The sequence below is a fragment of the Pseudomonas sp. B707 genome, from assembly GCF_022496685.1.
GTDB lineage: Bacteria > Pseudomonadota > Gammaproteobacteria > Pseudomonadales > Pseudomonadaceae > Aquipseudomonas > Aquipseudomonas paraglycinae.
Map to the genome: position 1 here is coordinate 1 of NZ_WTVE01000031.1, position 13080 is coordinate 13080.

The following is a 13080-nucleotide window of genomic DNA, read 5'->3' on the forward strand; positions in this document are numbered from 1 at the left end:
CTCGTTGAGCACGTTGGCACCATTGGCAGTCGGGTGCGCTTCGTTGTCGACCAGGGTGTAGCTATAGCTGACGACGCCGGTTGCAGCGTTGAAACCGGTGATAGTCAGTGTGCTGCCCAAGGGAGTGACGGTAGATTGCGGGAAACCTGCTGCCACGCCATTGGTGACTACAGCGATGCCGCCGATGGTCAGTGTGGTGACGCCGTCCAGCGCGGTGATGGTGAAGGTGCCGCTTTGGGTCAGGGCTGGCGCATCGGGGCTGCTGCCGTCGCCGAGGTTTTTCTCGTAGACGGTGAGTTCTCCGCCATTCACGTCGAGGCCGTTGATGATTACCGGGTCGTCGTTGTTGTGGATCTGCAGCACGAGGTTTGCGGTGCTGGAGTCGCCGTCGGCATCGGTGATGGTGTAGGTGAAGGTCTCGGTGCCGTTGCCGCCGCCGTGCAGTGCTTTGAAATCGGCGTCGCTGGTGTTCAGCGTGTAGGTGTACGTGCCGTTGGCGTTCAGCACCAGAGTCCCGTAAGTCCCGGTGAAAGTGCCCGCCGTGATCGGGCCGGCATTCGGGCCGGTCGGTACGCGGTCGGCGCCTTGCACGTCGTTGGTCAGGACGTTGCCACTCAAGGTGAGATTGGTTTCCGAGGCAGTCCCGGCGTTGCTGTCGTCCACGCCTTTCGGCAGGTCGTCGACGATGTTCACGTCCAGCGTGGCGTTGGCGGTGGTGCCGTTGTCGTCGACCACGGTCACGGCGAATTGCTCGTTGAGCACGTTGGCGCCATTGGCAGTCGGGTGCGCCTCGTTGTCGACCAGGGAGTAGCTGTAGCTGACGACGCCGGTTGCAGCGTTGAAGCCGGTAATGGTCAGCGTGCTGCCCAATGGGGTGACGGTGGATTGCGGGAAGCCTGCTGCCACGCCGTTGGTGACCACGGCAATGCCGCCGATGGTCAGCGTGGTAACGCCGTCCAGCGCGGTGATGGTGAAGGTGCCGCTCTGGGTCAGTGCTCCAGAATCCGGGGCGCTACCGTCGCCGAGGTTTTTCTCGTAAACGGTGAGTTCACCGCCCTCGACGTTCAACCCGTTGATGATCACTGGATCGTCGTTGTTGTGGATCTGCAGCACGAGGTTGGCGGTGCTGGTGTCGCCGTCGGCATCGGTCAGGGTGTAAGTGAAAGTCTCGGTGCCATTGCCACCGCCATGCAGATTCTTGAAGTCCGCATCACTGGTATTCAGCGTGTAGGTGTAGGTGCCGTTGGCGTTGAGCACCAAGGTGCCGTAAGTCCCGACGAATGTACCGGGGGTGATCGGGCCGGCGTTTTCGCCGACGGGTACGCGGTCGGCGCCCTGCACGTCGTTGGTCAGCACGTTGCCGGTCAGCGTCAGTTGAGTCTCTGTCGCCGTACCGTTGTTGTCATCGAACGCTTTCGGCACGTCGTCGGTGATGTTGACGTCCAGCGTGCCGGTGGCGGTGTCGCCATTGCTGTCGCCGGCGATCACGGTGAATTGTTCGCTGAGGTTATTGGCACCGTCGCCCGCCGCGTGGGTTTCGTTGCCGTTGAGGGTGTAGCTGTAGCTGACCGTGCCGGTGGCCGGGTTGTAGCCGGTGATGGTCAGGGTGTTGCCCAGTTGTGTGGTGATCGATTGCGGGAAATCGATCGGCACGCCGCCGACAATCACGTTGATGCCGCCGATGCTCAGGCTGCTCAGACCGTCCGGCGCCGACACCGTGAAGCTGCCGGTCTGGGTCAGCGCGCCAGGGTTGGCGGCGGAACCGTCGGGCAGATTGGCTTCGTTGAGATTCAATTCGCCACCGGCAACAGACAGCCCGGTGAGTGTTACCGGAGTGTTGACTGGCGGTGGTGGTGGAGCGATCGGCGCGGTGTCGTCACCGTTGTCGATCACCGCGTTGTGGCGTTCTTCGGGAAACTCGGGAATGCCATTGAAACCGGCGGTGGGGAAACCGATGACCGGATCGACCCGGCCCGCCACTTCAGTCAACAACACGAAACTGTGACCGCCACCCAGCGCGCCCGGCGCGCCACCGGTGGCTCCGGGGCCGGCCGCGGTCGCTTCGGCGGATTGGGTCGGGTCATCGCCGGCGGCAATGGCTTTCTGGATCTGTTCGACGTCGGTCAGTTGCGACTCGCTCGGGGTCACCGCTTCCGGTGCATTGACGTGAGCCGCCTGATCGGCGAGCAACTGGCCGGTCATGGTCAGGCTGCTGTCGCGGCCGAGGGTCAGTTCCTGGCCGTTTTGCAGATGAACGGCAACCGCCCCCTCCGCCCCGGTGATCAATTGATCCCCTGCAAACAGCCGATCGCCTTCGACCAGTGCGCGACGAGTGCCGTCCGCCGACTGAGCGAAAACCTGACCAATGACTTTAGTGACGATCCCGATGAGCGTTGCCATGTGCATTCCTCCGCTGCCGACCACCGTCGGCGCTGGTTCGCGAAGCAGCCCATGGCTCAAGCGGGTTGTCGGGGCGACGCTCGCACCTCGACAGTTCGTTTCGCAGGTTGCGCAAATCCAGAAACGCCAGCGCCATCAGGCACTTGGAATCTCTGTTCGATGCAGCACGCCCACTAGCGCTACGTAACGGTGGTGAATCACCCGAGTGACAAAAAACTGTCGCTCATCAGCCGCTACGCGTCCCTCCCCTTTAGCAGTACTTCGCCGTATGTCGCAAAGTGAGTGGAACTTTCCTCAAGCCTTTCTGTGCTCCCTAAAGCGCATAAAACAAAGGCTTTCGAGTGGAACAATGTGCTGGATTTGGCGAACCGCATAAGTTTTTTTTGGCATAACCCTTATGAAAATTTTTTCTTAGCTACGCTTCAGGATGTTCTTAGCTCTGTTGTTACAGGCATGAAACGCTTTTTACTAAAAATATCGTCAATAAATTGGCGACAGCGAAACACCATCAGGACTCAGGGAGATGCACCCATGCGCGTACTAACCCCCCTCTGCAGCGCGGTTTTGCTGGCCATGGCTTGCACTTCTCAAGCCCAGGCCATGAACCTCACCGAAGCGATCCAGAGCACCATCGCCACCCACCCGGAACTGGCCTCGCGCGTGGACGCGCGCCTGTCAGCTGATGAACAGGTGAAGGTCGCCAAGGGCGGCTTCTATCCGTCGGTGGATCTGAACGCTGCTTACGGGCGCGGCTACAGCGACAACACCAACACCCGGGCCTTCGGTAACCACCACACCGAAATCCTCAACTACACCCAGTCCGAGCTGCGGCTGCGGCAGATGCTGTTCGACGGTTTCAACACCGCCAACGAAGTCGAACGCACCAAGGGCGTTTCCAACTCGCGCGCCTATTACGCGCAAGGCACCGCCCAGGATTTGGCCCTGCGCACCATCGAGGTCTACCTCGAAGTGCTCAAGCGCCGTGAACTGGTGACCCTGGCCAAGAACAACCTGCAGGCGCACTTGCGCGTCAACGATCAGATCGGCCTGCGCACCGAGCGTGGCGTGGGCAGCACCGCCGACTCCGATCAATCGGTCGCCCGTAAGGCGCTGGCGCAGAACAACCTCGACACCGCCGAAGTCGATCTGGCGGATGCCGAATCGAACTTCTACAGCGTGGTCGGGCGTATGCCCGATGAGCTGGAAACCCCGGCCTCTACCCGCGGCGAATTGCCCGCCACCTTGCCTGAAGCCCAGCAGAGCATGGTCGAGAACAACCCGTACCTGAAATCTGCCCAGGCCGACGTGCAATCGGCCGAGAGTCAGTACGAAGTCGCCAAGTCGCCGTTCTACCCACGCTTCGATGCCGAAGCCGCCGTCGGCGCCAACAACAACGTGCAGGGTGACGAAGGCCACGACAACGAATGGCGGGTCGGCGTAGTGATGAACTACAACCTGTTCCGTGGCGGCAGCGACAAGGCGCGACTGGCCTCCGACGCGCACCAGATCAACCAGGCGATGGACATCCGCAACAACGCCCTGCGTCAGCTTAACGAGAACATTCACCTGGCGTGGAACGCCATGCTCAACGCCAAGAAACAGACCCCGACCGCCCGCGAATACGCTGAAACCACCAAGCGTGTACGCGCCGCGTATCAGGATCAGTTCGGCCTCGGCCAGCGCACCCTGCTCGATGTGCTCGACAGTGAAAACGAGCTGTACAACGCCAACCGTCGCTACACCGAAATCCGCTACACCGAGGAATATTCGATGTACCGCGTGCTGGCGAACATGGGCCAGTTGTTGAGCAAGCAGCGCGTGGTGCTGCCGGCCGATGCGATTGCTGCGACCGAGGTGAAGAACGAAGCGCGCTTGCCCGAGCTGAAATAACCACTCTGCCGGAGCTGCCGAAAGCTGTGATCTGATCGTTCCCACGCTCCGCGTGGGAATGCAGCCCGTGACGCTCCGCGTCACTGGACGCGGAGCGTCCCTAGAGGCATTCCCACGCGGACGGTTCGACGCCTCGACGTGGGAACGATCAACTGAAGTAATGCCAGGGGAGCGATCAATATGACCAGCATGCAACCCGGTAACGCCGGGATCGATCCGCGGCTGAGCTTCGATGACCCGTTGCTCGACGGTCTGTTGATCCTCTGCAAACTCCATGGCGCGACGGTCAGTCGCGCCAGCCTGAGCGCCGGGCTGCCCCTGGACAAACAACGCCTGAGCCTGGACCTGCTGCCCCGCGCCGCCGCCCGGGCCGGGTTGCAGGCGCGCTTGTTGCGTCGGGAACTCAAGGACATTTCACCGCTGAACCTGCCGGTGCTGTTGCTGTTGGGCAACGGGCGTACGGCGGTGTTGCGACGTTTTGCCGAAGACGGCAAGGCGCTGATCCTGCCCAGCGAAGCCGACGGCGGCGAGCAATGGGTCAGCCGTGAAGAACTCACCGAACACTACAGCGGCCAGGCTCTGTTCGCCCGCCCCCGGCATGAACTGGAGGACTTGCGCTCACCGTTGGTGCCACGGGTGCAGGCGTGGTTTCGCGACACCCTGAAACTGTCGAAATGGCTGTACAGCGACGCGATCCTCGCCAGTTTCCTGATCAACCTGCTGGGCCTGATGGTGCCGCTGTTTGTCATGCAGACCTACGACCGCGTGGTGCCGAACCAGGCCACGTCGACCCTGTGGGTGCTGGCCATCGGGCTGTTGATCGGCACCGGTTTCGAACTGGTGCTGCGGGTGGTACGTGCGCATCTGCTGGACACCGCCGGCAAGAAGACCGACGTGATCCTTTCCGCGACTTTATTCGAGCGCATCACCGGCATGTCGATGAAGGCCCGGCCGGCGACCATCGGCGGATTCGCCCAGAGCATTCATGATTTCCAGGGCCTGCGCGAATTTCTCACCGCCGTGACCCTGACCAGCCTGATCGACCTGCCTTTCGTGGTGTTGATGCTGGTGGTGATCGGCCTGCTCGGTGGCTGGCTTGTGGTGATTCCGCTGCTGGCGTTTCCAATCACGATCGTGTTCGCGATGATCATTCAGGCCCGCCTGCGCGACACCGTGCAGAAAAGCCTGAGCCTCGGCGCCGAGCGTCAGGCGTTGCTGATCGAAACCCTCGGCGGCCTGGAAACCCTCAAGGCGTGCAGTGCCGAAAGCGAGCGCCAGCACAAATGGGAAAGCACCCATGGCGCCCTCACCCGCCTCGACAGCCACGCCCGTAATCTCTCGGCGCTGGCCACCAACGGCACACTGTTCATCCAGCAGTTTTCGGGGATGGCGACGATTGTGGCCGGGGTCTACAGCATCATCGCCGGCAACCTCAGCGTCGGCGCACTGGTGGCCACTTACATGCTCGGCAGCCGCGTGCTCGCGCCGCTGGGCCAGATCGCCGGGCTGATCACCCGCTACCAGCAAGCGCAACTGACCATGAAAAGCACCGACGCGCTGATGTCCCTGCCTCAGGAGCGCGACGGCAAACAACGGCCACTGGAGCGCACGCAACTGCAAGGCGCGCTGGACGCCAACGCGGTGACCTTCCACTACAACGGCCAGAACGCGCCGGCCCTGAACAACGTCAGCTTCAGCGTCAAACCCGGCGAGCGGATCGGTATCATCGGCCGCAGCGGCTCGGGCAAAAGCACCCTGGCGCGGCTGGTGATGGGCTTCTACGAACCGGAAGAAGGCCAGCTGCTGCTCGACGGCCTCGACCTGCGGCAGCTGGATGTCGCCGACCTGCGCCAGCAGATCGGTTACGTCGCCCATGACCTGCCGCTGCTGGCCGGCAGTCTGCGCGACAACCTGACCCTCGGCGCGCGCTACATCAGCGATTCGCGGATGCTTGAAGTGGCCGAACTGACCGGCGTTACCGAGCTTGCACGGCAGCACCCGCAAGGCTTCGACCGGCCGGTTGGCGAGCGCGGGCAATTGCTCTCCGGCGGCCAGCGCCAGGCGGTGTTACTGGCGCGGGCGCTGCTGCTAGACCCGCCGATCATGCTGCTCGACGAACCCACCAGCGCCATGGACAACAGCAGCGAAGACGTCCTGCGCCAGAAGCTGCACGGCTGGGTACAGGGCAAAACCTTGCTGCTGGTCACCCACCGCACCTCGATGCTGAGCCTGGTGGACCGGTTGCTGGTACTGGACAACGGCCGGATCGTCGCCGACGGTCCGAAAGAAGCGGTCATCGATGCACTGCGCAAGGGCCGGGTCGGCTCGGCAGCGGTCTAGGAGTTGCCCCATGTCTGCTTCTTCCTCTTCAAAACCCCGCGGTTATTTCGACAGCTTCGGTAAAAGCGCCGAAGCCGAATTCATGCCGGAAACCGCCGGCGCCTCGTTGCAGGATTCGCCACGCTGGTCGCGCATCACCGTGTGGCTGGCGGCGGCGCTGCTGATCAGTGCGCTGGTCTGGGCCAAGTTCGCGGTGCTCCAGGAAGTGACCATGGGCGAAGGCAAGGCGATTCCGTCGAGCAAGGTCCAGGTGATCCAGAACCTCGAGGGCGGGATCGTCACCGAGATCTTCGTCCGTGAAGGGCAAATGGTCAGCAAGGGCGACACCTTGCTGCGGCTGGATGACACGCGGTTTCTGTCGAACAAGGGTGAGAGCGAGGCCGATCGTTATGCCCTGACCGCGCAGGTCGAACGCTTGTCCGCCGAAGCCGAAGGCCGGCCGTTCAAGCTCTCGGACGAGGTGATCGCCAAGGCCCCGCAAGTCGCCGAGGACGAGCGCTCGCTGTACGAGCAACGTCAACGGCGGCTGGCCAGCGAGCAACGGACCCTCAGCGAACAACTGCGGCAGAAGGCGCAGGAACTGGCGGAATTTCGGTCGAAACAGGGGCAATACAGTTCGAGCCTGGCGCTGCTGCAACAGGAAATGAACATGTCGGAACCGCTGGTGAAAACCGGCGCGGTTTCGCCCGTGGAGATTCTCCGCCTGCGTCGTAGCGCAGTGGAAATTCGCGGTTCGTTGAATGCCACGACGCTCGCCATTCCCCGGGCCGAATCGGCGATCAACGAGATCAAGAGCAAGATCGACGAATCGGAACAGACCTTCCGCTCCGAAGCGGCCAAGGAGCTCAACGAGAAACGCACCGACCTGTCGAAAATCACCGCGTCGAGCATCGCCATCGACGACCGCGTCAGCCGCACCACCGTGACTTCGCCGGTGCGCGGGGTGATCAAGCAGATGAAGGTCAACACCATCGGCGGCGTGGTGCAGCCGGGCAGCGACATGGTGGAAATCGTGCCGCTGGAAGACAACCTGTTGATCGAGGCCAAGGTCCGGCCGCAGGACGTGGCGTTCCTGCATCCGGGCCAGAAAGCCATGGTCAAGTTCAGCGCCTACGACTACACGATCTACGGCGGGCTCAGCGCCAAGCTTGAGCTGATCGGCGCCGACACCATCACTGACGACAAGGGCAACAGCTTCTACCTGATCCAGGTGCGAACCGACAAAAACCATTTGGGCGGGGATGTGAAACCGCTGCTGATCATTCCGGGGATGGTGGCGACGGTGGACATCATCACCGGAGAAAAAAGCGTGCTGGATTACCTGCTCAAACCGGTGCTGAAGGCCCGGACCGAGGCGATGCGCGAACGCTAGTGATTGATCGCTCTCACGTTGATCGTTCCCACGCTCTGCGTGGGAATGCATCCAGTGACGCTCTGCGTCATCGTCGCGAAGGGACGCGGAGCGTCACGGGCGGCATTCCCACGCGGACGGTTCGACGCCTCGACGTGGGAACGATCAGGCGATCAGTACCCGTCCGATTAGCCACCGTGATTCTTCTGGAAAGTCTCCTCCCCCATCGCCGCAATCTGCCCCTCGATCAACGCCTCGAACGGCTTGAGCAACGGCTCGAACGACGTCGGCGCTTCCAGCGTCTGCAACGCCTGAACAATCGCTTCGATCGTCGACAACGCCCCCGGCCCCGGTGCCTTGCGCAGCCGATACCGCGACACCCCACCCTCCGCCAAAGTCACCCGTGGCAACGCCGCCAGCAGCGGATTGAGGTGCAGCATCTTGCGCGCCTTGCGCCACGTGCCATCCGGCACCACCAGCAACAGCGGTTCATCGGACGCGGCGTAAGCCTGCATCGGTTGCGCATCGTCTGCCGGAAACAACAACCGCGCCCGATACCCCGGCCGGTTCAGCAGCGCGGGCAGATCCTCGAACACTTCGCCAACAATCAGCTCGGCATTGTTCAAACCGAGCGCCGCCAGCCGAGCCGTGTTGAGCGCGTGATTGACCTCGCTCGGGTGCTGCAACAGCAACACCCGGGTGCGGCTGTCGAGGCTGGGGATCAGCGGGCAAAGGCAATGGGTTTGTGGGCGCAGGCAGCGCGGGCATTGGGGTCTGGACATGTTCTCAGGCCTGATTGAGCTGCGCTTTGAGCAGGTCGCGGAAAGTCTGTATCAGCGGCTCGCGGCTGCGGCCACGGCGCATGATCATGGAAAACGGCGCCTGATAACCGAAGGTCGCCGGCAGCAGCACCCGCAGATCGCCCTTATCGGCCCAGGCCTGGGCGTAGTGCTCCGGCAGATAACCGATGTAGGCGCCGGACAGCACCAGAATCAGCTGCGCCTCCATACTTTCCACGGTCGCGGCGCTGTGTTTGAAACCGTGGCGTGCGAGTTCGGCCTGGCTCCAGTAACCGCGTCCGACCATGCGTTGCTGGGTGATGACCTGCTCGGGAATCCGCCGCTCGTTGAACAACGGATGACGGCTGCTGCAATACAGCCAGTGCTGCTCGCGGTACAGCGGCATGTACACCAGACCGCTCATGCGCGTTGAGAATGCGCCGATGGCCAGATCGAGGCGGTTGTCCTGCACGCCGAGTTGCAGTTCGTAAGGGCTCATCACCGACAGATGCAAATGCACCGCCGGGTGTTCCTGGCTGTAGGCGCCGATGGCTTCGGCGAACGGCAGGGCCTTGTCGCTGACCGTCGAGTCGATCACCCCGAGGTTGAGCGTGCCGCGCAATTCGCCCTTGAGCGCTGCTGCGTATTGCTCGAAACCTTCGAGTTCGGCCAGCAGGCGCAGGGTTTCCTGATGGAACAGTTCGCCCTTGCTGGTCAGGCTGAAACCGCCGCGCCCGCGATGGCACAGCACCAGACCGAGCGCGGCTTCGAGCTGGCTCATGTAGGTGCTGATCGCCGAGGTCGACAGGTTGAGTTCCTGCTGCGCGTTGGCAAACCCCTGATGACGCACGACGCTGACGAAGATGCGCAACAGTTTCAGGTCGGGTAAAGCGTTGGCCATGTCTACTCCGGGCTTTGGAACTGTGTTGTCTGGTCAATCCACCCCTCACCCCAACCCTCTCCCCAGAGGGGCGAGGGGGAAAGGGAGCCGATCTCCATGGCCTTCAAATCTTGCGTCTGCCTCAGGACTCTCCTGAGCTCGACTCGATATTTCAGGTCGATGTCCCTCTGGAAAACAACTCCGTCGGTCCCCTCTCCCTCCGGGAGAGGGCTGGGGTGAGGGCAGCGATGTTCAGCCGATCACAAACCCCAAGGCGCACAAAGTCTATCTCCACCCACATCATTAGTTTAGAAATTTCTGAACTAAGTATTTGCCCGTAGCGATTCTTCCGCCCCACTACATTTCGCAGAATCGGCCCACAGCGGTGCCCGTGCCCCTTGCGAATGCGGTGCGCCGACATAAATAAAACAAAGACGATGAGGCCCTACCCGTGGACAAGATTCTTCACCAACCACTGGGCGGCAACGAAATGCCGCGCTTCGGCGGCATCGCCACCATGCTCCGACTCCCCCATGTACCGACCGCTGCCGGTCTGGACGCCGCCTTCGTTGGCGTGCCACTGGACATCGGTACTTCGCTGCGCCCCGGCACCCGCTTCGGGCCGCGCGACATCCGCACCGAATCGGTGATGATCCGCCCGTACAACATGGCCACCGGCGCTGCGCCGTTCGACTCGCTGTCGGTTGCCGACATCGGTGACGTGGCGATCAACACCTTCAACCTGCTCGACGCCGTGCGCATCATCGAAGAAGCCTACGACAACATCCTCGAGCACAACGTGATCCCGATGACCCTGGGTGGCGACCACACCATCACCCTGCCGATCCTGCGTGCCATCCACAAAAAGCACGGCAAGGTCGGTCTGGTACACATTGATGCCCACGCTGACGTCAACGATCACATGTTCGGCGAGAAGATCGCCCACGGTACGACCTTCCGTCGCGCCGTCGAAGAAGGCCTTCTGGACTGCGACCGCGTGGTGCAGATTGGTCTGCGTGCGCAGGGTTACACCGCTGACGACTTCAACTGGAGCCGCGATCAGGGCTTCCGCGTGGTGCAGGCCGAAGAGTGCTGGCACAAGTCGCTGGAACCGCTGATGGCCGAAGTGCGCGAGAAAGTCGGTGGCGGCCCGGTGTACCTGAGCTTCGACATCGACGGCATCGACCCGGCCTGGGCGCCTGGCACCGGCACCCCGGAAATCGGTGGTCTGACGACCATTCAGGCGATTGAAATCGTTCGCGGCTGTCAGGGCCTCGACCTGATCGGCTGCGATCTGGTAGAAGTCTCGCCCGCTTATGACACCACCGGCAACACCTCGCTGCTGGCCGCCAACCTGCTGTACGAAATGCTCTGCGTACTGCCGGGCGTCGTCCACCGCTGAGGGTCGGGTCATGAACGAACGTGATCAGGTTCTGAAAGCGGCCGCCGATCTGGTGTCCGCCTTCGCCCGCAACGATCGCGAAGCCTACTTCGGCGCGTTCAGCGCCGATGCCAGCTTCGTGTTCTACACCCTCGAACAGCCCCTGCTGTCGCGCGATGCCTATCAGGCGTTGTGGGACAGCTGGCGCGCCGAGGATGGCTTCGAGGTGCTGTCCTGCACCTCGAGCAACGCCTTCGTCAGCCTGCAGGGTGACGTGGCGATTTTCATCCATGACGTGGCCACCGAGCTGCGCATGCAAGGGGAGCGACATTTCAGCCAGGAGCGCGAGACGATTGTTTTCAAGAAACAAGCGTCAAGCCTAGAACAACAAGGCCATTGGCTGGCCTGCCACGAACATTTGTCCGCAATGCCGGAAGGGCTGCCATCCCCTTAGCCAAGACAGGTGACGCTCACGCACGATGAGCGCGCCTTTATGATCGGAGCAGATCATGAATAACAACAACAAAGACCAAAGCCTTACGCAGATTGAAACCCACGGGGTCGAACAGATCCCGGACAACGAACGCACCGCCGGTCCCGTGGACTTGTTCCGCATGATCTTTGGCGGCGCGAATACCTTTGCCACCGCCGTGCTCGGCAGTTTCCCGGTGCTGTTCGGCCTGTCCTTTCAGGCGGGCGTCTGGGCGATTGTCTCGGGCGTGCTGCTCGGCTCGCTGATCCTCGCACCGATGGGCCTGTTCGGTCCGCTCAACGGCACCAACAATGCCGTGTCGTCCGGTGCGCACTTCGGCGTGCACGGGCGGATCGTCGGTTCGTTCCTGTCGCTGCTGACCGCCATCGCCTTCTTCTCGCTCTCGGTGTGGAGTTCGGGAGATGCGCTGATCGGTGGTGCGAAACGCCTGATCGGCCTGCCGGAAACCGACCTGACCCTGGGCCTGGCCTACGGTCTGTTCGCGATTCTGGTGTTGACCGTGTGCATCTACGGCTTCCGCTTCCTGCTGTGGGTGAACAAGGTCGCGGTGTGGAGCGCGAGCCTGCTGTTCCTGCTGGGCATCTTTGCCTTCGCCGGTCCCTTCGATTCGCACTACGCCGGCACCGTCAGCCTCGGCCAGCCGGGCTTCTGGGCCGCGTTCATCGGCGCCGCGCTGGTGGCCATGAGCAACCCGATTTCCTTCGGCGCGTTCCTCGGCGACTGGGCCCGCTACATCCCGCGTGAGACCTCGCGCAAGCGGATCATGGCGGCGGTGGTGCTCTCGCAGATCGCCACCTTCATCCCGTTCCTGTTCGGCCTGACCACCGCGACCATCGTCGCGATCCAGGCGCCGGACTACATCGCGGCCAACAATTACGTAGGCGGTCTGCTCGCGGTGTCGCCGAGCTGGTTCTTCCTGCCGGTGTGCCTGATTGCGGTGATCGGCGGCATGTCCACCGGCACCACATCGCTGTATGGCACCGGGCTGGACATGTCCAGCGTGTTCCCGCGCCTGCTGTCGCGGGTCAAGGCGACGCTCCTGATCGGTGTGCTGTCGATTGCCTTCATCTTCATCGGGCGCTTTGCGGCGAACCTGGTGCAGAGCGTGTCGACCTTCGCCGTGCTGATCATCACCTGCACCACCCCTTGGATGGTGATCATGATCATCGGCCTGGTGGTACGTCGCGGCTTCTACTGCCCGGACGACCTGCAAGTGTTCACGCGCGGCGAGCAAGGCGGACGCTACTGGTTCAGCCACGGCTGGAACTGGCGTGGCCTGGGCGCGTGGATCCCGAGCGCGGCGGTCGGCCTGTGCTTCGTCAACCTGCCGGGGCAGTTCGTCGGCCCGCTGGGTGAACTGGCCGGCGGCATCGACATCAGCCTGCTGGTGACCCTCGGTCTGGCGTCGGTGATGTACCTGATGCTGCTGAGCCTGTTCCCGGAACCGGCGCTGGTCTACGGCCCGAAGGATCCCCGCAGCAAAGGCGCGCATGCGCCGGCTGAAGCGGCGCTGCGTCAGGCTGCCTGAATAAACGAATCGCCTGTGGGGGTCAGCCTTCTCCCACA

Annotated in this window: 9 protein-coding genes; 6 read left to right on the forward strand and 3 right to left on the reverse strand. The window is 62.5% G+C overall.

The window, feature by feature from the left end:
• Positions 1 to 2400: retention module-containing protein (locus GQX66_RS19010; protein ID WP_240870463.1), on the reverse strand; the 2400-nt coding region annotated here is incomplete at its 3' end.
• Positions 2401 to 2931: 531 nt separating this feature from the next.
• Here GQX66_RS19010 and GQX66_RS19015 point away from each other — a divergent pair.
• The 3 genes from GQX66_RS19015 to GQX66_RS19025 all read left to right on the forward strand — a co-directional run bounded on the left by GQX66_RS19015 (position 2932) and on the right by GQX66_RS19025 (position 8002).
• The gene (locus GQX66_RS19015) at positions 2932 to 4290 is read left to right on the forward strand and encodes a TolC family outer membrane protein (protein ID WP_064383226.1); all 1359 of its coding nucleotides are present in this window, start codon (positions 2932 to 2934) and stop codon (positions 4288 to 4290) included.
• Positions 4291 to 4470: 180 nt separating this feature from the next.
• The gene (locus GQX66_RS19020; RefSeq protein ID WP_102686009.1) at positions 4471 to 6630 is read left to right on the forward strand and encodes a type I secretion system permease/ATPase; all 2160 of its coding nucleotides are present in this window, start codon (positions 4471 to 4473) and stop codon (positions 6628 to 6630) included.
• A 10-nt stretch (positions 6631 to 6640) separates the two neighbouring features.
• On the forward strand, positions 6641 to 8002 hold the full coding sequence (locus GQX66_RS19025; protein WP_085605682.1) for an HlyD family type I secretion periplasmic adaptor subunit: 1362 nt from the start codon (positions 6641 to 6643) through the stop codon (positions 8000 to 8002).
• 167 nt (positions 8003 to 8169) lie between these two features.
• Here GQX66_RS19025 and GQX66_RS19030 read toward each other — a convergent pair whose 3' ends face one another.
• Together GQX66_RS19030 and GQX66_RS19035 are read right to left on the reverse strand one after the other, a co-directional pair.
• Positions 8170 to 8763 (reverse strand): DTW domain-containing protein, encoded by a 594-nt coding sequence (locus GQX66_RS19030; RefSeq protein WP_240870465.1) that lies wholly within the window; start codon positions 8761 to 8763, stop codon positions 8170 to 8172.
• A 4-nt stretch (positions 8764 to 8767) separates the two neighbouring features.
• Positions 8768 to 9661, reverse strand: a complete 894-nt coding sequence (locus GQX66_RS19035) for a LysR family transcriptional regulator (protein ID WP_007956593.1) — start codon at positions 9659 to 9661, stop codon at positions 8768 to 8770.
• A gap of 430 nt (positions 9662 to 10091) precedes the next feature.
• Here GQX66_RS19035 and speB point away from each other — a divergent pair, with 430 nt between their 5' ends.
• The 3 genes from speB to GQX66_RS19050 are packed head-to-tail and all read left to right on the forward strand — an operon-like array spanning position 10092 to position 13042.
• Complete coding sequence (speB, locus tag GQX66_RS19040) at positions 10092 to 11042, forward strand: agmatinase (RefSeq protein WP_007956591.1); 951 nt, start codon at positions 10092 to 10094, stop codon at positions 11040 to 11042.
• 10 nt (positions 11043 to 11052) lie between these two features.
• Entirely contained in the window at positions 11053 to 11475 is a 423-nt protein-coding gene (locus GQX66_RS19045) for a nuclear transport factor 2 family protein (RefSeq protein ID WP_240870466.1), read from the forward strand.
• 55 nt (positions 11476 to 11530) lie between these two features.
• The gene (locus tag GQX66_RS19050) at positions 11531 to 13042 is read left to right on the forward strand and encodes a cytosine permease (protein WP_085747168.1); all 1512 of its coding nucleotides are present in this window, start codon (positions 11531 to 11533) and stop codon (positions 13040 to 13042) included.
• Positions 13043 to 13080 lie beyond the last annotated feature (38 nt).

Excerpts from the sequence above, each read along its gene's own strand:
- GQX66_RS19050 (WP_085747168.1), top strand. The coding sequence starts at position 11,531 with ATGAATAACAACAACAAAGACCAAAGCCTTACGCAGATTGAAACCCAC.
- GQX66_RS19025 (WP_085605682.1), top strand. The coding sequence starts at position 6,641 with ATGTCTGCTTCTTCCTCTTCAAAACCCCGCGGTTATTTCGACAGCTTC.
- GQX66_RS19015 (WP_064383226.1), top strand. The coding sequence starts at position 2,932 with ATGCGCGTACTAACCCCCCTCTGCAGCGCGGTTTTGCTGGCCATGGCT.
- GQX66_RS19020 (WP_102686009.1), top strand. The coding sequence starts at position 4,471 with ATGACCAGCATGCAACCCGGTAACGCCGGGATCGATCCGCGGCTGAGC.
- GQX66_RS19045 (WP_240870466.1), top strand. The coding sequence starts at position 11,053 with ATGAACGAACGTGATCAGGTTCTGAAAGCGGCCGCCGATCTGGTGTCC.
- GQX66_RS19035 (WP_007956593.1), bottom strand. The coding sequence starts at position 9,661 with ATGGCCAACGCTTTACCCGACCTGAAACTGTTGCGCATCTTCGTCAGC.
- GQX66_RS19030 (WP_240870465.1), bottom strand. The coding sequence starts at position 8,763 with ATGTCCAGACCCCAATGCCCGCGCTGCCTGCGCCCACAAACCCATTGC.